The organism is Thermoflavifilum thermophilum, assembly GCF_900116565.1.
Taxonomy (GTDB): Bacteria; Bacteroidota; Bacteroidia; order Chitinophagales; family Chitinophagaceae; genus Thermoflavifilum; species Thermoflavifilum thermophilum.
The window spans coordinates 1,986,523-2,005,488 of sequence record NZ_FPCJ01000001.1 but is presented as its reverse complement, the minus strand read 5'-3'; the positions used below and the strand labels follow the sequence as shown (position 1 = coordinate 2,005,488).

Annotated in this window: 14 protein-coding genes; 7 read left to right on the top strand and 7 right to left on the bottom strand. The window is 47.8% G+C overall.

Annotated elements, in window-relative coordinates; all coding sequences use genetic code 11:
- Positions 1-72 precede the first annotated feature (72 nt).
- Positions 73-732 (bottom strand): heme exporter protein CcmB, encoded by a 660-nt coding sequence (locus tag BM367_RS08570; RefSeq protein WP_092459813.1) that lies wholly within the window; start codon positions 730-732, stop codon positions 73-75.
- A gap of 264 nt (positions 733-996) precedes the next feature.
- Between BM367_RS08570 and BM367_RS08565 the strand changes: the two genes are divergently transcribed.
- A complete protein-coding gene (locus tag BM367_RS08565) occupies positions 997-1,488 on the top strand; it encodes a GtrA family protein (protein WP_245759946.1) in 492 nt (163 codons plus the stop codon).
- A gap of 30 nt (positions 1,489-1,518) precedes the next feature.
- Here the strand turns inward: BM367_RS08565 and BM367_RS08560 are convergent, their stop codons facing one another.
- A complete protein-coding gene (locus tag BM367_RS08560) occupies positions 1,519-2,091 on the bottom strand; it encodes a thymidine kinase (protein ID WP_092459810.1) in 573 nt (190 codons plus the stop codon).
- Between the two features lie 39 nt (positions 2,092-2,130).
- On the opposite strand from BM367_RS08560, the gene BM367_RS08555 reads away from it, so the two are divergent.
- A complete protein-coding gene (locus tag BM367_RS08555) occupies positions 2,131-2,760 on the top strand; it encodes a hypothetical protein (protein ID WP_092459808.1) in 630 nt (209 codons plus the stop codon).
- Here BM367_RS08555 and BM367_RS08550 read toward each other — a convergent pair.
- A complete protein-coding gene (locus BM367_RS08550) occupies positions 2,724-3,914 on the bottom strand; it encodes a 3-deoxy-D-manno-octulosonic acid transferase (RefSeq protein ID WP_394333026.1) in 1,191 nt (396 codons plus the stop codon). The two genes, BM367_RS08555 and BM367_RS08550, sit on opposite strands and share 37 nt — an antisense overlap.
- Before the next feature lie 183 nt (positions 3,915-4,097).
- On the opposite strand from BM367_RS08550, the gene BM367_RS08545 reads away from it, so the two are divergent.
- The 5 genes from BM367_RS08545 to rfbC all read left to right on the top strand — a co-directional run bounded on the left by BM367_RS08545 (position 4,098) and on the right by rfbC (position 9,474).
- Positions 4,098-5,228: a DegT/DnrJ/EryC1/StrS family aminotransferase gene (locus BM367_RS08545; protein ID WP_245759945.1), complete on the top strand. Its 1,131-nt coding sequence runs from the start codon at positions 4,098-4,100 to the stop codon at positions 5,226-5,228.
- 300 nt (positions 5,229-5,528) lie between these two features.
- On the top strand, positions 5,529-6,839 hold the full coding sequence (locus BM367_RS08540) for a UDP-glucose dehydrogenase family protein (RefSeq protein WP_092459804.1): 1,311 nt from the start codon (positions 5,529-5,531) through the stop codon (positions 6,837-6,839).
- 20 nt (positions 6,840-6,859) lie between these two features.
- A complete protein-coding gene (locus tag BM367_RS08535; protein WP_092459802.1) occupies positions 6,860-7,825 on the top strand; it encodes a UDP-glucuronic acid decarboxylase family protein in 966 nt (321 codons plus the stop codon).
- Between the two features lie 6 nt (positions 7,826-7,831).
- Positions 7,832-8,902, top strand: coding sequence for a dTDP-glucose 4,6-dehydratase (gene rfbB / locus BM367_RS08530; RefSeq protein ID WP_092459800.1), 1,071 nt, complete (start codon positions 7,832-7,834; stop codon positions 8,900-8,902).
- 17 nt (positions 8,903-8,919) lie between these two features.
- Positions 8,920-9,474: a dTDP-4-dehydrorhamnose 3,5-epimerase gene (rfbC, locus tag BM367_RS08525; protein WP_092459798.1), complete on the top strand. Its 555-nt coding sequence runs from the start codon at positions 8,920-8,922 to the stop codon at positions 9,472-9,474.
- 143 nt (positions 9,475-9,617) lie between these two features.
- Here the strand turns inward: rfbC and rpoC are convergent, their stop codons facing one another.
- The 4 genes from rpoC to rplJ all read right to left on the bottom strand — a co-directional run bounded on the left by rpoC (position 9,618) and on the right by rplJ (position 18,960).
- On the bottom strand, positions 9,618-13,913 hold the full coding sequence (rpoC, locus tag BM367_RS08520; protein WP_092459796.1) for a DNA-directed RNA polymerase subunit beta': 4,296 nt from the start codon (positions 13,911-13,913) through the stop codon (positions 9,618-9,620).
- Between the two features lie 32 nt (positions 13,914-13,945).
- The gene (rpoB, locus tag BM367_RS08515) at positions 13,946-17,788 is read right to left on the bottom strand and encodes a DNA-directed RNA polymerase subunit beta (protein WP_092459794.1); all 3,843 of its coding nucleotides are present in this window, start codon (positions 17,786-17,788) and stop codon (positions 13,946-13,948) included.
- Between the two features lie 170 nt (positions 17,789-17,958).
- Positions 17,959-18,348 (bottom strand): 50S ribosomal protein L7/L12, encoded by a 390-nt coding sequence (gene rplL, locus BM367_RS08510; RefSeq protein WP_092459792.1) that lies wholly within the window; start codon positions 18,346-18,348, stop codon positions 17,959-17,961.
- 78 nt (positions 18,349-18,426) lie between these two features.
- Positions 18,427-18,960: a 50S ribosomal protein L10 gene (gene rplJ / locus BM367_RS08505; RefSeq protein WP_092459791.1), complete on the bottom strand. Its 534-nt coding sequence runs from the start codon at positions 18,958-18,960 to the stop codon at positions 18,427-18,429.
- Positions 18,961-18,966 lie beyond the last annotated feature (6 nt).

Here is an 18,966-nt window from a genome sequence, read left to right as displayed (position 1 = left end):
GATGATTTATCAACAAAACGGAACTGCCATTGGGCAAATATCAAAGAAAGAAAATGTTACCCTACATTTTGTTTAATTTTTCCACAGATAACGAAACAATATCAATGAAAGGGCGATGATAAACACATCCAAACTTCCCAGCATCCACCACATTTTTATAAGGCCTGGCTGATACACTTCCTGAAATGCAATTTCAGAAATACGGGTAAGCAACATCAACAAAGGAATCATGATTGGAAAACCCAGAATGGCCATCAGAGCTGCATTCTGACCGGCTCGAGCAGCTATGGCGGCCAGCAATGTAAAGGCAATACCCAAGCTGCTTCCTCCCATCACACATAATCCCACGAAATATCCCAAACGAATCAACGGATTACCCAAAAACCAGATATACAACAACCAGCACATCAAACTCATGATAGCCATCAGCAATACATGGTACAACATCTTGCCAATCATGAATACTTCGGGCGTGCACATCTGATAGTAAAACAACATTCTTCCAGTTGTTTCCTGAAGAAAGCTCCGTGCAACAGCATTTACGCTGATAAACAATAAAGTTACCCAGAACAACGCGTTCCATACCTTGTCTGCAGGCTGGTGCAGTAGCATATACATGACGAACACGGTGGATGCTACATAAAGCAGTAAGCCATAAAAAGCATATTTCTGACGCCATTCCTGCATCAGATCTTTCTGTACCAATGCCAGGATTTGCTTGATAGTTTGCATAACGGAATCTTCTGCTTGCTGATATAATAATCTTCAAAGTTACATTTCCTGCTAAACGGAAATCGGTTTTTCTGAAGAATGGTTATCATCTGCCCGTATCTGTGCATGATGATATCCGGATCTATGATAGATCGCCATTATTGCATCCTGTGAAATGATTTTATACAGATTAAAACATATCGAAAACAGAATTTTTCATGGGCTTGATGTAAAAAATGCTGTGGATGGGCGGGTTTCTTTATACCTTTGCGGCATTTGCGTCCTATGCAGATGAGGCAGTTTATTCTTCGGATCATTGATTTCTTTTACTGGCCAGTGTTTCGTTCCTGGCTACCGCTGCGTACCTTCCGATATCTGTTTTGTGGCAGCTTCTCCAATGGTGTGGATATTCTGATGTATTTCATCAGTTATCATTTTATCCTGCATGAACAGATGCTGCATGTAGGAAGTCTTACGATCAGTGCCCCTATTGCTGCCTTTCTGATGGCTTTTTGTGTAAGTTTTCCAACAGGATTTTCCTTGTCAAAATTTATCGTGTTTCCGGAATCCGAGTTAAGAGGACGAGTACAGTTGTTTCGTTATCTGCTGCTGGTGGGCGCATGCATCGTGCTGAATTATGTATTTCTGAAATTATTTGTGAATACCTGGCATTGGTATCCCACCCTGGGCAAGATAGCTACTACCGTGCTGGTAGCCACTTTTAGTTTTCTTACACAGAAACATTTTACGTTTCGCATCAAAACCCAGCCAGCCTGATGGGAACAGGCCAAAGCCGGCCATGAAGAGTCATGAGTTGCCTTCCATAAAACATTTGCGGCAGCGGGGTTCGTAAATATCTTTTTCGCCCAGCAGTATGGTTTGGTCATGGCTGGTTTTGCGGTAGGAATAGCTGGCTATATTGCCGCATCGCACACAGATGGCATGCAACTTGGTGATGTATTCTGCTTTTGCAAGCAAAGCCGGCATCGGGCCAAAGGGGCGACCCTGGTAATCCATATCCAGTCCGGCCACAATCACCCGTATGCCTCGGTAGGCAAGCTGGTCACATACCTCCGGCAGACCTTCGTCAAAAAACTGAGCTTCGTCAATACCAATCACCTGGGCATCCCCACACAGCAGCAACAACTGATGCGAGTGATGCACAGGAATGGACGGTATGCTGTTTTCATCATGCGAAACAATGTGTTGCTCATGATATCGCACATCCACAGCCGGTTTGAATATCTGAACTTTCTGCTGGGCTATCTGTACCCGTCGCAGACGCCGGATCAGTTCTTCCGTTTTACCGGAAAACATAGAACCACAAATAACTTCAATCCAGCCAATATTTTCGCCCGGCATCATAGGTTCAATAAACATAATATCCGATTTTTGTATAATGCCTGAATAAAATAAGCTATGTCTGTTCCTTCAGAAATTGAAGCGTTGATTGACCAATTGCAGCAACTAAAACAGCAACAAGCCGAGCTGACAAGCTTGCTGCATTGCACCCATGTCTTGTATCAGCAACTGCTGCAGGCTATTACCAGCCAACATCTGCAGGTTGCAGCCACCCGTTCCCAGCGTATTGCCGTGATTCCACCCAGCCGCCAGCCGGCTGAGCGCACACATGTTCCGGCTTCTGCATCAACACCCGAACCCACTCCCCCGCCGGAGCCCGAAGTTGCAACAAATTCTACCCCGCTGGTGCAGGAAATCAATGAACGAATGGGCATGAAAAATCCTTCTCTCAACGACCGCTTGAAACAGCCGGCCACCGAGCTTGCCGAAAAATTAAGCCATGCACCGGTACCTGATTTGCGTAAAGCCATTGGCATCAACGATCGCTTTTTGTTTATTTCTGAGCTGTTTGCAAATGATTACCAAAGTTATGATCAGGCTATTGAAACCCTTAACAGCTGCACATCCTGGGATGAAGCCCGGCAATGGATTGCTGATCACCTGCAAACGCGCTATCAGTGGAAAGAAAAGGATCCCACTGCAGAAGCATTTTATGCCATTGTCAAAAAACGATTTTCTGCCAGATAGTTTACAATCTTTTCGGTAGCCCCGGCCTGCGTTTTCACATAGTGGCCAGCTATGGCGCCCATGTCCGCCAGATCGGCCCGACTGAGTTGATCCAGCAATTGTGTCATCGAACGTGTGTCGTGTACGGAAAATGCCGCTCCCAACCGCACCAGCTCCCGCGCCTCGCGAAACGACTGGTAACGCGGGCCAAACAACACAGGAATGCCATACACAGCTGCTTCCAGAATATTGTGAATACCGGCACCAAATCCACCACCCACATAAGCCAGCCACCCATAAGCATATATCCTGGCTAATAAACCCATTTTATCTACCACCAGCAAATCAAATGAGTCAATATTTTGTTCCGCTATAGTTGTTAATTCGCTGTATCGAATCCCCTTGCCTGGCCACCTGGATAAAAGTTGTGCGATGTGTTTATCCCGGATTTCATGCGGTACCATAATCATCGGACATTCCAAATCCATCTGCCTTACGCAATCAATCCATAATTGTTCATCTTCCGGCCAGGTGCTTCCGGCCACAATGGCCTTCCTGCCCTGCAGAAAACGTTCAACCACCTGATCGGGCTGCCATTGGGCTGCGATCTGCAAAACCCTGTCAAACCGGGTATCTCCACTCACTTCAACCTGGCTAACGCCCTGCTTCAGTAACCATTGCGCCGACGATGTATCCTGAACGAAAATATGGGTAAAGGATTTTAACAACCGAATGAAAAACGGCTGGTATAACCTGAAAAAAAATGATCTGTGTTCAAACCGGGCTGAAATCAGGATGCAGGGAATTTTTTGCTCTTGCAGGGCATGAATATATCCATACCAGAATTCATATTTCACAAATAAAGCCAGGTGTGGACGGAATTTGTTTAAAAATACCTCAGCCTTGCCCGGCAAATCAGCAGGCAAATATACCTTCAGATCCGGCAGGGTATCTGATTTACGGGCTTCATATCCGGAGGGAGAAAAAAAACTGACGATCAAAAAAGCATCCGGGCAGAGCTTGCGGATAGCTTCCAGCACAGGTCTTCCCTGTTCATACTCTCCGGCTGAAGCACAATGCATCCAGATACGGCGACGATTTTGTGGTAGCTGCCAGTCATCCATCAACCGCTGCTGTAGCCTGCGGCCCCGGATCCAAAGCCTTGCTTTGGGCATCCACAGGGCTGCAAGCCTGATACCCCACACATACAGCCTGATTCCCAGATAATAAAGCCAGCGCATCGTCCGGCAAAAATAATCCCTTCAACCGGAATAGATTTTTGAGACGCTGCCATCTTCCCGGTACAGCCCTCTCCATGTATTTTAGTAAGTTTGCCACCAATCAATAACCAACTTACCATGCATTCACCTATTCAGATGGTTGACCTGAAAAGGCAATATCAGAAAATCAAATCCGAAATTGATAAAGCCATATCCGAAGTATTGGAAAGTTGCGCATTCATTCAAGGACCGCAGGTACATGCATTTGCAGCACATCTCCAGGCATATTTGGATGTAAAACATGTCATTCCCTGTGCCAATGGTACAGATGCATTGCAAATAGCCATGATGGCGCTGGATTTGCAACCCGGCGATGAAGTTATCACGCCTTCATTTACTTACATTGCCACAGCAGAAGTGATTGCCCTGCTGAAACTTAAGCCAGTGTTTGTGGATGTGGACCCCCATACCTTTTGCATGGATGTGGAAGCTGTGCGCCAGGCTATTACTCCACGCACAAAAGCCATTGTTCCCGTGCACCTGTTTGGCCAGAGCGTGGATATGCAACCTTTGCTGGAACTGGCCAAGGCCCATCATCTGGCTGTTATCGAAGACAATGCACAGGCCATTGGCTGCTGCTATCGTTTCAAAGACGGTTCATCTCGAAAAACAGGTACTATGGGGCATATCGGCTGTACTTCCTTTTTTCCCTCCAAAAACCTGGGAGCTTACGGCGATGCGGGAGCTATATGCACCCACGATGATGCATTGGCTGAAAAAATTCGCATGATTGCCAATCACGGCCAAAGCCAGCGATATTATCACGATCTGGTGGGCTGCAATTCGCGATTGGACAGTATTCAGGCTGCCATCCTGGATGTGAAACTGCGTTATCTGGACCAATACATTGCTGCTCGTCAGCAAGCTGCAAACCGCTATGATGCAGGCTTTGCCAATATTCCGCAAATCACAATACCTCATCGAGCCGATTACTGCACTCATGTGTTTCACCAATATACCATTCTGGTGCCCCCAGATCAAAGAAGTGCCCTCCAACAATATCTGGCCCAGCAAGGCATTCCTACCATGATTTATTATCCAGTGCCCTGCCACCAGCAAAAAATGTTTAGTTCACTGCCCTATATTGCACATTCCCTGAAAACAACCGAGTGGCTTTCGGAGCGGGTATTATCTTTACCCATGCATACAGAACTTGATGATGAACAGCAAGATTTTATTATTGAAAAAATACGTCGTTTTTTTAGTTAATCACTTATCATATTGAACATGATGCAACCATATAGATGCAATACATTTGCTCGTCCATCAAAGAAAAGATTGGAAGAAAATCAGCACCCACACGGGTTTTTGAATATGCGCAATTTTATATGCCACAACAAAATATTTCGATTTATCGCATAAAAATATGATTCAACAAATCATGTTACACACAAAAAAAGCATGGATGCTGCCGTTATCATTTCAACACAGTGTGTATAATATCACAAATTGGTTTTCTCTGGATGCATCGTACGCGTTTGATTATTTCACTCATAAAATGTTAGCCCCATGAAGATTACAATTGTTGGAACAGGCTATGTAGGCCTGGTCACCGGAACCTGTTTTGCCGAAAGCGGTAATCACGTTACCTGTGTGGATGTGGATGAAGAAAAAGTCAACAAGCTCCGCAACGGCATTATTACTATTTATGAGCCTGGCCTGGAAAAGCTCTTCCAGCGCAACCTGCGCGATGGACGGCTGCAGTTTACCACCTCCCTGGCCGATGGTATTGACGACTCAGAAGTGGTATTCCTGGCCCTGCCCACCCCGCCGGGAGCCAATGGCGAAGCCGATTTGTCGTATGTATTGCAGGTAGCAGAACAGCTGGGCAGGCTTTTAAAAAAATACACGGTGGTGGTGGCCAAAAGTACCGTACCGGTGGGCACCTGTGCGAAAGTGAAGGAAACAATAGCACGCCAAACAAACGTTGAATTTGATGTGGTATCCAATCCTGAATTTTTGCGTGAAGGTGTAGCGGTGGAAGATTTCATGAAGCCCGATCGCGTGGTCATTGGCACCGATTCAGAACGGGCCCGTAAAATCATGCATGAACTGTATGCGCCTTTTGTGCGGCAGGGCAATCCGATTTTATTTATGGATATTCCTTCGGCCGAGCTGACCAAATATGCAGCCAATGCCTTTCTGGCCATGAAGATTTCATTCATGAATGAAATTGCTATTCTTTGTGAAAAATTGGGCGCCAATGTAGATATGGTGCGAAGAGGCATCGGCAGTGACTCCCGGATTGGCAAACGTTTTCTGTTCCCAGGCATTGGCTATGGTGGCAGCTGCTTCCCAAAAGATGTGCAGGCGCTGGTACAATCTGCACGGGGTGTAGGCTATGATTTCAAAATTCTGCAGGCTGTCATGGACGTCAATGAAAGACAAAAAACCTACCTGATTCCATCCATCCTGAAATACTTCAACGGAGATATCCGGGGAAAACGTTTTGCCCTCTGGGGGCTGGCCTTCAAACCCAATACCGATGATATTCGCGAAGCACCCAGCCTGTACCTGATCCGGGAATTGCTTGCTCAGGGTGCCACCATCCGTGCCTTTGATCCCGAAGCCATGCACAACGTGAAAAAACAATTAGGCGATCAGATTGAATATGCCCATGATCAATATCATTGCCTGGAAAACGCCGATGCACTGATCATTGCCACGGAATGGAATGAATTCCGCCTGCCCGATTTTGAGCGCATGCGTTCATTGCTCAGACAAAAGGTTATTTTTGACGGCCGGAATTTGTTTGAATTGGAAAAAATGCAGGAAGAAGGATTTCATTATATCAGCATTGGTCGTAAACCCATTTTATAAAGCTTTTTAACCCCACACTCATGGAAAGAAAACGCATTCTGATTACCGGTGCGGCCGGTTTTCTGGGTTCACACCTCTGCGATCGTTTTGTGCAGGAAGGCTTTCATGTCATTGGCATGGACAATCTGCTGACCGGTAGCCTGCGCAATATTGAACATTTGTTCCCGCTGGAAAATTTTGAATTTTATTTTCACGATGTCACCAAGTTTGTTCACGTGCCGGGCAAATTGGATTACATTCTGCATTTTGCATCTCCTGCCAGTCCGATAGATTATTTGCAGAAGCCCATTCAAACCTTAAAAGTAGGTTCACTAGGCACGCATAATCTGCTGGGGCTGGCCAAAGAGAAAAAAGCTCGTATCCTGGTGGCTTCCACTTCTGAAGTGTATGGAGATCCGGAAGTACACCCGCAACCCGAAGAATACTGGGGGCATGTAAACCCGGTGGGCCCACGCGGCGTGTACGATGAAGCCAAGCGTTTTATGGAGTCCATTACCATGGCTTATCACAATTTTCACGGTGTGGAGACCCGCATTGTGCGTATTTTCAACACCTATGGCCCCCGCATGCGCCTCAACGATGGGCGCGCCTTACCGGCTTTCATGACCCAGGCCCTTACAGGGCAAGACCTAACCGTATTTGGTGATGGCTCCCAAACACGTTCATTCTGCTACGTGTCCGATCTGGTAGAAGGCATTTATCGTTTGTTGTTCAGCGACTATCATCTGCCCATGAACATTGGCAATCCGGATGAAATTTCTTTGCTTGATTTCGCAAAAGAAATCCTGGAACTTACTGGCAGCAAACAAAAAATTGTTTTCAAACCTTTGCCTACCGACGATCCCAAACAACGCCGGCCCGATATCACCAAAGCTCGCACCATCCTGGGCTGGGAACCCAAAGTGAGCCGGCGGGAAGGCTTGCGCCTGACGTTGGAATATTTCAAAAAGCACATAGATGAGCTTCATTCACCGCAAAACACCTGAATACCAATGGGAAAAACCATTCTGATTACGGGAGGTGCCGGATTTATCGGCTCGCATGTGGTGCGCTGGTTTGTTAACCATTATCCGCAATACCAGATTCTCAACCTGGATCTGCTGACCTATGCCGGCAATCTGGAAAATCTTACAGATGTTGAACATCTGCCCAATTACCGCTTTATCAAAGGCGATATTACCGATGAACATCTGATTGAATCATTGTTTGCAGAATATTCGATTGATGCCGTGATTCACCTGGCAGCCGAAAGCCATGTGGATCGTTCCATTATGGATCCATTGGCTTTTGTGCGCACCAATGTGCTGGGTACAGCTGTATTGCTTAACGCCTGTCGCCAGCACTGGAACGCGGACCCGGAAAAACATTTGTTTTATCAGGTATCAACCGATGAAGTGTATGGCTCACTGGGGCCTACGGGATACTTCTCAGAACACTCCAAATATGATCCCCGCTCGCCCTACGCTGCTTCCAAAGCAGGTGCCGATCATCTGGTAAGAGCTTATTTTCATACCTATCAGCTGCCTGTAGTAATCTCCAATTGCTCAAACAATTACGGACCTTATCAGTTTCCCGAAAAGCTGATTCCTCTGGTCATCCGCAATATTCAGCAAAACAAGCCTATACCCGTATATGGCAAAGGAGAGAATGTGCGCGACTGGCTGTGGGTGGAAGATCATGTGCGCGCTATTGATCTGATTTTTCATCATGGCAAACGAGGCGAAACCTACACCATCGGTGGAAACAATGAATGGAAAAATATTGATCTGGTAAAATTCATCTGCAGGCTAATGGATGAAAAATTAGGTCGAGCTCCGGGTAGTAGCGAACGGTTGATAACCTTTGTGAAAGACCGCGCCGGACATGACCAGCGTTATGCCATTGATGCATCGCGCATCCGGCGGGAGCTGGGCTGGGAGCCTTCCGTGAGTTTTGAAGAAGGTATCAGCCGAACAATCGACTGGTATCTTTCGCATCAGCAATGGCTGGAACACGTGACCAGCGGCACATATCAACAATACTATGAGCAGCAATATGTGATTCGTGAACACACCCGATCCTGAACACAATCTTCCCAACCATGCCTTTTGAAAGCACTGCATTTGAAGGCTTATTCATTTTTACACCTAATATATTTTTCGACGAAAGGGGATATTTTTTTGAAAGCTACAACCAGCAGGTGTTTGCAGAAGCCGGATATCCGGTGCAATTTGTACAGGATAATCAAGCTTTTTCCCGATATGGCGTGATCCGTGGATTGCATTATCAACGGCCCCCGCATGCCCAATCCAAATTAATCCGCGTCTTAAAGGGTAAAATTCTGGATGTGGTCGTTGATCTTCGCCCTGCTTCTGCTACCTATCGCCAGGTATTTGCCATTGAGCTAAGTGAAGAAAACAAAAAACAGTTGTTTATTCCCAGGGGCTTTGCTCATGGGTATGCCGTACTTTCTGAAACGGCTGAAGTGCTGTATAAATGCGATGCATTTTACCATCCCGCAAGCGAAGAGGGATTGCGGTACAATGATCCGGAGCTGGGAATTGATTGGCAAATACCGGCTGACAAACAAATTGTAAGCCTGAAGGATCAACGGCTTCCGCTGCTGCACAACCTGCCTGTGTACGATACCTGGTAGGGTGATGGAGCTTGGGGCTCGGTTTCAATATTCGATGCTATATCACTTTGCCTCGCTGCGTCCATATTTTTCTTCTGACTGAAAACAAAAAACCTCCCGTTGCGCGCAACAGGAGGTTTGTATGATTGACGGGAATCCGGTTGCTATTCTTCGTCGTCATACTGATAAGCCTGCCGGCTGGATTGCAGGATGTCGTATTCTTCCTTGGAGCCGACAATCAGGTTTTCAAATTCCCGCAAGCCTGTACCAGCGGGGATAAGATGACCGGTAATCACATTTTCTTTCAATCCCAGCATTTCATCGGTCTTGCCGTTAATGGCTGCTTGCGAGAGCACCTTAGTCGTTTCCTGGAACGATGCAGCCGAGATCCAGCTGTTGGTGCCCAGGGATGCCCGGGTAATACCCAATAGCGACGGACTGGAAGTAGCCGGCCGTGCATCACGATATTCCACCAGCTTTTTATCGGCCCGGCGCAACATGGAGTTTTCATCCCGGATCTGCCGCAGGGTTACGATCTGACCTGCTTTCAGGTTGGTAGAATCTCCCGGATCCGTAATTACCTTCTTATCGAAGAGTGCATCATTGGCTTCCAGGAATTCAAACTTGTCAACCAGATCGCCCTCAAGGAAATGGGTATCTCCGGGATCCTCGATTGTTACTTTGCGCATCATTTGCCGGACGATCACTTCAATATGCTTATCATTTAGCTTCACACCCTGCAAGCGATATACTTCCTGAATTTCGTTAACCAAGTATTCCTGTACGGCATACGGGCCTTTGATGGCCAGGATATCGCTGGGGCTAATGGCACCATCGGAAAGAGGTGTACCGGCTTTTACAAAATCACCATCCTGTACCAGGATATGCCGGGTTAACGGCACCAGGTATTTCTTCACCTGGCCTTCTTTGGATTCAATGATGATTTCCCTGTTACCGCGTTTTACACTGCCAAAGCTTACCACACCATCAATTTCAGCTACAATGGCCGGGTTGGATGGGTTACGGGCTTCAAACAATTCGGTAACACGCGGCAAACCACCGGTAATGTCGCGGAGCTTGCCAATGACGCGTGGGATTTTAACCAACACCTGACCGGCTTTCACCTGATCGCCCTCGTTCACATTGATATGCGAGCCCACCGGCAGGTTATAGGTCTTGCTTTCCTTACCCTTTTCAATGATAAGGCTGGGGATTTTGTTTTTATCCCGGCTTTCAATGACAACCTTTTCGCGGTGGCCGGTTTGTTCATCGGCTTCTTCGCGATAGGTAACACCTTCGATAATGTTTTCAAACCGTACTTTCCCGCCGATTTCAGAAATAATCACGGCGTTGAACGGATCCCAGGTGCAGATGACATCACCTTTTTTGATGGTTTGCCCTTCTTTTACCAGCAGGGTAGATCCGTAAGGAATATTGTGGGTTGTCAGCAGACGATCGGCCTTGGGATCCACGATCCTAACTTCACCCATCCGGCCGATGACTACCTGCACTTTTTCGCCTTCATTGTTTTCATAGCTTACCGTACGCAAACCATCGAAGTGTACGACTCCATCGAAATGGGAAGTGAGCTTGGATTCCACAGTTGCCGAACCGGCTACACCCCCAACGTGGAATGTACGCAAGGTAAGCTGGGTACCGGGTTCACCGATGGATTGAGCCGCAATGATGCCCACCACATCACCTTTTTGCGCGAGCTGCCCGGTAGCGAGGTTCTGGCCATAACATTTTACACAAACACCCCGCCGACTTTCACAGGTAAGCACCGAACGGATTTCAACCGATTCGATACCGCTTTCTTCAATTTTGCGTGCGATATCTTCGGTAATCATTTCACCTGCAGGCACAATCAGCTCATCGGTCTGCGGATGGTAGATATCGTGCAAAGAAACCCTACCCAGGATTCTATCGAAGAGTGATTCAACGATTTCTTCATTTTCTTTAATGGCCGAGATAGAAATGCCCCGCAGGGTACCACAATCTTCCTCTGTGATCACCACATCGTGTGCCACATCCACCAGACGGCGGGTCAGATAGCCGGCATCGGCTGTTTTCAGAGCCGTGTCGGCCAGACCTTTACGGGCACCGTGGGTAGAAATGAAGTATTCCAACACGCTTAATCCATCCTTGAAGTTGGAGAGGATGGGGTTTTCCACGATTTCTGATCCGGTGGAACCACTTTTTCTGGGCTTGGCCATCAAGCCACGGATACCGGCCAGCTGCTTGATCTGCTGCTTGGAACCCCGCGCACCGGAATCAAGCATCATAAATACCGAATTAAATCCTTTCTGATCAGCTGCCAGTTCCTGAATCAGGGATTCGGTAATCTTTGTATCTACACGCGACCAGATATCCACAATCTGATTGTACCGTTCATTGTTGGTAATCAACCCCATGTTGTAATTTTCCCAAACTTCTTCTACTTCGGCCATCGCATTTTCAATCAGGGTTTCCTTGATCTGGGGCACAATCAGGTCGTTGATGCTGAATGAAAGCCCGCCTTTATAGGCCATCCGATAGCCCAGTTCCTTGATATCATCGAGGAATTTGGCCGTTGTGGGCACATCGGTGAGCTTGATAATATCGCCAATGATTTCGCGAAGTGATTTTTTGGTCAGCAATGCGTTGATGAAACCCACTTCTTTGGGCACGGTTTGATTGAAAATCACCCGACCAACTGTAGTTTCAATCAGCTGTTTTTCAAGCTTGCCTTCTGCATTCCGCACCATGGCCCTGACTTTGATCCAGGCGTGCAGGTCAATTTTGCCTTCGTTATAGGCGATGATTACTTCTTCGGGTGAGTAAAAGATTTTCCCTTCGCCCCGTACCGGGTCATCGGGCGTGGAGCGCTTGCCCTTGGTGATATAGTACAGCCCAAGCACCATATCCTGCGAGGGCAGGGTGATGGGCGTTCCGTTTTGGGGGTTAAGGATGTTGTGGGAAGAAAGCATGAGCAGCTGAGCTTCGAGGATGGCGGCATTGCTCAGGGGCACATGCACAGCCATCTGGTCACCGTCGAAGTCGGCATTGAAAGCCGTACAGGTCAACGGATGCAGCTGAATGGCTTTTCCTTCGATGAGTTTCGGCTGGAAGGCCTGAATGGAAAGGCGGTGCAGGGTCGGGGCGCGGTTCAGCAGCACCGGATGGCCTTTGAGGATATTTTCCAGGATATCCCAAATGACGGCATCCTTACGTTCCACCAGCTTTTTGGCCGATTTCACCGTTTTCACAATGCCCCGTTCGATAAGTTTTCGGATAATGAAGGGTTTGAACAATTCGGCTGCCATGTCTTTGGGCAGGCCGCATTCATGCAGTTTCAGCTCAGGGCCTACCACAATTACGGAACGACCGGAATAGTCCACCCGCTTACCCAGCAGGTTCTGGCGGAAGCGCCCCTGCTTACCTTTCAGCACATCACTCAAGGATTTCAGGGCACGGCCACCTTCGGCCTTAACAGCGTTGGACTTGCGGCTGTTGTCGAACAGCGAGTCAACAGCTTCCTGAAGCATGCGTTTTTCATTGCGCAGAATCACTTCAGGAGCCTTGATTTCAATCAATCTTTTCAGCCTGTTGTTCCGGATGATCACCCGCCGGTACAGGTCGTTGAGGTCGGATGATGCAAAGCGCCCCCCATCGAGCGGCACCAGCGGCCTCAATTCGGGAGGTATCACCGGGATGTATTGCATCACCATCCATTCGGGACGGTTTTCAATATGCTGATTGGCTTCCCGGAAGGCTTCCACCACACTCAGCCGTTTCAGGGCTTCGGCCTTGCGTTGTTGGGAAGTTTCATTGGCTGCCTGATTGCGCAGGGAATAGGAAAGCTCATCCAGGTTGATGCGAGCCAGCAACATCTGAATGGCTTCGGCGCCCATTTTGGCGATGAACTTTTTGGGATCATCGTCAGGCAGCAGCTGGTTGTCTTTCGGCAGGGAGTCAATAATTTCCAGATATTCTTCTTCCGTCAACAGATCCATCACATTCAAACCCTTATCCTCCCGGATGCCGGGCTGAATCACCACATATCGTTCGTAATAGATGATGGATTCCAGCTTTTTGGAAGATAGTCCCAATAAATAACCAATTTTATTCGGCAGGGACTTGAAATACCAGATATGAACCACCGGGACAACCAGCTTGATATGTCCCATCCGTTCGCGGCGCACCTTTTTCTCGGTTACTTCCACACCGCAGCGATCGCACACGATACCCTTGTAACGGATGCGCTTGTATTTGCCGCAATAACATTCATAATCCTTGACCGGACCAAAAATACGCTCACAAAAAAGCCCGTCACGCTCCGGTTTGTACGTGCGGTAATTGATGGTTTCCGGTTTCAGCACTTCGCCGTAGGAGCGCTCCAGGATAGAATCCGGAGAGGCAAGGCTGATGGTTACCTTGCTAAAATTTGGCTTGGGACGATTTTCTTTTTTCAAAGCCATGATATGGATGGTTTAAATGAAATCAATGCGAATTATTCAAATGTAAGTTCCAGACCCAACCCTCTCAATTCATGCACCAGCACATTAAACGATTCGGGCACACCGGGTTTGGGAATGTTATCGCCCTTCACAATGGCTTCATAAGCCTTTGCCCTTCCGACGATATCATCAGATTTGATGGTGAGCATTTCCTGGAGGGTATGGGCAGCACCATAGGCTTCCAGAGCCCATACTTCCATTTCACCGAAACGCTGGCCACCAAACTGCGCCTTACCACCCAGAGGTTGCTGGGTAATGAGGCTGTACGGACCAATGGAACGGGCGTGCATTTTATCGTCGACCAGATGGTGGAGTTTCATCATATAGATCACCCCCACCGTAGCTTTCTGGTGGAAGCGTTCGCCGGTTTCCCCGTCGTAAAGGTAAGTATGCCCGAAGGTAGGCAATCCGGCTTCTTCAATTTCCCGGGCAATTTCTTCCGGTGTAGCACCGTCAAAGATCGGCGTGGCGTATTTCTTTCCAAGTTTCCATCCTGCCCATCCCAGGACGGTTTCGTAAATCTGTCCGATATTCATTCGGGAGGGCACACCCAGCGGATTCAATACAATATCCACAGGGGTACCATCTTCGAGGAAGGGCATATCTTCCACCCGCACAATCTTGGCCACAATACCCTTGTTACCATGACGGCCAGCCATTTTATCGCCCACTTTCAGCTTGCGTTTGGAAGCCAGGTATACCTTGGCCAGCCTGAGCACACCGGGTGGAAGTTCATCACCGATCGAGATATTGAATTTTTCTCTCTTGTACCGGCCAAGCTCTTCATTGTACTTGATATTGTAGTTGTGCAAAAGGGTGTTTACCAGCTCATTCACTTCTTCATTTTGTGTCCAGCCCAGCGGATTCACATTCTGATAATCAATAGCTGCCAGATTTTTCTGGGTGAATTTGGCGCCTTTGGGAATCAGCACTTCCCCGAAGTTGTTGGTAACACCGGCTGAAATTTGATCTTTCAGCAGTTGTTGCAATTTGTCCAGCAGTACTTCGTTGAGCTCTTCTACATTTTTCTGGTGCATTTTCTCCAGCTTCTCCAGGGCTGCTTTTTCACGCAGCTTGGAATTTTTATCTTTTTTGGCTCTGGAGAACAGTTTTTTATTGATCACCACACCTTCTATGGAAGGAGGTACTTTCAGGGATGCATCTTTGGCATCGCCGGCCTTATCGCCGAAAATGGCGCGCAGCAGTCGCTCTTCCGGTGTAGGATCGGACTCCCCTTTGGGAGTGATTTTACCAATCAGGATATCGCCTTCCTTCACCCAGGCTCCCACGCGGATAATGCCGTTTTCATCCAGGTCTTTGGTAGCTTCTTCGCTCACATTGGGGATATCGGCCGTGAGCTCTTCAGGTCCCAGCTTGGTATCACGCACTTCCAGCTCGAACTCTTCGATGTGAATGGAAGTAAACAGATCTTCCCGCACCACACGTTCGGATATTACGATGGCGTCTTCAAAGTTGTAGCCTTTCCAGGGCATGAAAGCCACCATCAGGTTCCGGCCCAGAGCCAGTTCACCGCCCTGTGTAGCATAACCTTCCGTGAGGAAATCGCCTGCTTTTACGGCCTGACCTTTTTTCACACAGGGTTTCAGGTTGATGCAGGTAGATTGATTGGTTTTGGTGAACTTAGTGAGCTTGTACACTTTCAAATCGTCCTCGAAGCTCACCAGCCGCTGGATATCGCTTCGTTTGTACCGTACGTGGATTTCGTTGGCATCCACATATTCCACCACTCCATCGCCTTCGGCAGTGATCTGGGTTCTGGAGTCGCGGGCAGCCACGGCTTCCAGCCCGGTACCCACAATGGGTACTTCCGGACGCAGCAAGGGTACGGCCTGGCGTTGCATGTTTGAGCCCATCAATGCACGGTTGGCATCATCGTGTTCGAGGAAGGGAATCAATGATGCACTCAACCCCACAATCTGATTGGGAGCGATATCCATGTATTGCACTTCATGTTTGTCCAGCACTGGGAAATCACCCATTTCACGGGCTTTTACCCGATCATTGAGTAAGTTACCCTCTTTATCAAGCGGGGCATTGGCCTGTGCAATCTTTACCTGATCTTCTTCCTCTGCGCTCAAGTATTTCACCTTATGCAAGTCCACCTTACCGTTTTTCACTTCGCGATAAGGTGTTTCAATAAAGCCCATTTCATTCACCTTGGCGTGTACGCAGAGGGTGGAAATCAAACCGATATTTGGACCTTCCGGTGTCTCAATGGTACACAGCCGGCCATAATGGGAATAATGTACGTCGCGCACTTCAAATCCAGCGCGTTCGCGGCTCAATCCACCTGGACCCAAAGCTGAAATGCGGCGCTTGTGGGTGATTTCACTGAGCGGGTTGGTCTGATCGAGGAACTGCGAGAGCTGGGAAGTGCCAAAGAAGGAATTGATAACCGAACTTAGTGTACGGGCATTGATCAGGTCAATAGGTGTAAACACCTCGTTGTCGCGTACGTTCATCCTTTCACGGATGGTACGTGCCATACGCGCCAGCCCTACACCAAATTGGGCATATAATTGCTCACCTACCGTGCGAACCCGGCGGTTGCTCAGGTGATCAATATCATCAATTTCGGCCTTGCCATTGGTAAGTTTTACCAGATATTTGATGATGGCAATGATATCTTCCTTGGTCAGCACCCGTACTTCCAGCGGAGTATCCAGGCCAAGTTTACGATTGATTTTGTACCGCCCCACATCCCCGAGGTCGTAACGCTTGTCAGAGAAAAAGAGTTTGTCAATAATGCCACGGGCGGTTTCGTCATCCGGTGCATCGGCACCCCTGAGTTGCCGGTAAATATGTTGAACGGCTTCCAGCTCGGAATTGGAAGTATCCTTATTCAGGGTATTGTAAATGATGGAATAATCTTCCGAAAGTTCTTCCTTCTGCAGGAAAATAGTCTTCACACCGAGATCAATGATTTGCTGGATATTCTCTTCATTCAGCACACTATCGCGATCCAGAATGATTTCATTGCGCTCGATGGAAACCACCTCACCGGTATCTTCATCCACAAAATCTTCCACCCAGGTACGCAGCACGCGGGCAGCCAGCTTGCGGCCGATATATTTGCTCAGCGTTTTCTTATCGGCTTTCACTTCATCGGCCATGTCAAACAACTGCAGGATGTCTTTATCAGTTTCATAGCCGATGGCCCGCAGCAGCATGGTAACGGGGAACTTTTTCTTCCGGTCAATGTAGGCATACATGACATTGTTGATGTCAGTAGCAAATTCCATCCAGGCACCTTTGAAAGGAATGACCCTTGCGGAATAAATCTTGGTACCATTCGGATGGATAGACTGACCAAAGAACACGCCTGGTGAACGATGCAGCTGGGATACCACCACCCGTTCGGCACCGTTGATGATGAAGGTGCCACGGGGAGTCATATAAGGAATATTACCCAGAAACACATCCTGTACGATGGTCTGGAAATCCACATGTTCTTCATCGTTACAGCTGAGGCGCAGCTTGGCCTTCAGTGGTACGGAATAGGTCAGCCCCCGCTCAATACATTCTTCGATGGTATATCTGGGAGGATCCACGTAGTAGTCGAGGAATTCCAGATTGAAAATATTCCGGGTGTCGGTGATGGGAAAATTTTCCTTGAATACCTTGAACAACCCTTCGTTGTTGCGCTTATCGGGCGTAGTTTCGAGTTGCAGAAAATCTTTAAACGACTGCAGCTGGATAGCCAGCAGATCAGGAATTTCGGCAGGCTGCTGGACTTTTCCGAAGTTTACTCGCCCGTTTGCCTGATGGGCAGGTTGCCGGGAAGAATGATTGGCTGGAAGTTTTGCTGTTGACATCGTTGCAGAAGATAAAATCAAATAATTAGTAAAAATTTCAAGGAAGCTTTGAAGGCTTCATGTAATTCAGCACGGTGCATCATCTTCAAAGGGAAACAGGTCAAAAGTACAGGACTTTTGACCTGGTAGTTTAATCAGTACCCTTTTGTTGCAGGGCAATGAAAAATGGTTTACTGGATTTCTACTTCAGCACCAGCTTCTTTCAGCTTGGCAGCCAGTTGATCGGCTTCAGCCTTGGCAATTCCCTCTTTCACGGGCTTGGGAGCTCCGTCAACCAATTCTTTGGCTTCCTTGAGGCCAAGACCGGTTAATTCCTTCACCACCTTCACCACGTTCAGTTTATTGGCGCCGGCGGCTTTCAGAATCACGTTGAAAGAGGTTTTTTCTTCAGCTGCAGGAGCAGCGGCAGCACCGGCTGCAGCACCACCTCCGGCAACCATTACCGGAGCAGCTGCTGCTGGTTCAATCCCGTATTCTTCTTTCAGAATTTTAGCCAATTCGTTCACTTCCTTAACGGTGAGATTTACGAGCTGTTCGGCAAATGCTTTTAAGTCAGCCATGTTGTGTGTGTTTTTGAAATCAATAAATCAATAAAAAATATATGTTGGACTTGGAAGCCAAATGCAATGATAAACCCATCAGTCAGCACTTCTGGATTCAAGAGTCTTCAGCACACCAGCAATGGTTTGTCCACCCGATTGCAAGGCGCCAATGACCCGATGTGCAGGGGACTGCAACAGGCTGATGAGTTCACCAATCAAATCAGCCTTGGATTTCAACCGGGTTAGGGTTTCCAGCTGACTATCCCCCTCATAAATTTCCGAATCCACAAAAGCCAGTTTCAGAATGGGCTTTTCACTCCCCTGTTCCTTGCGGAATCGGGAAATAATCAGGGCCGGTTCCTTGGGGTTTTCGGTAAAAAAGATGGCTGTCTGTCCTTTCAGTGCAGGATAAACGCCTTCATACCGGGATGCTTCAATAGATTCCAATGCCTTGCGGATGAGCGTATTTTTGGCTACCTTCATTTCTACCTTGCCTTCAAAGCAGGCCCTGCGCAGTTTGTTAACCTGTTCAACCGTCAGGGCCGAGGAATCGGCGAGATAAAAATGCGGATAGCGGCTGAATCGTTCCCTGAGCTTATTAATAATTTCGGTTTTCTGTGCTTTATTCATACACTC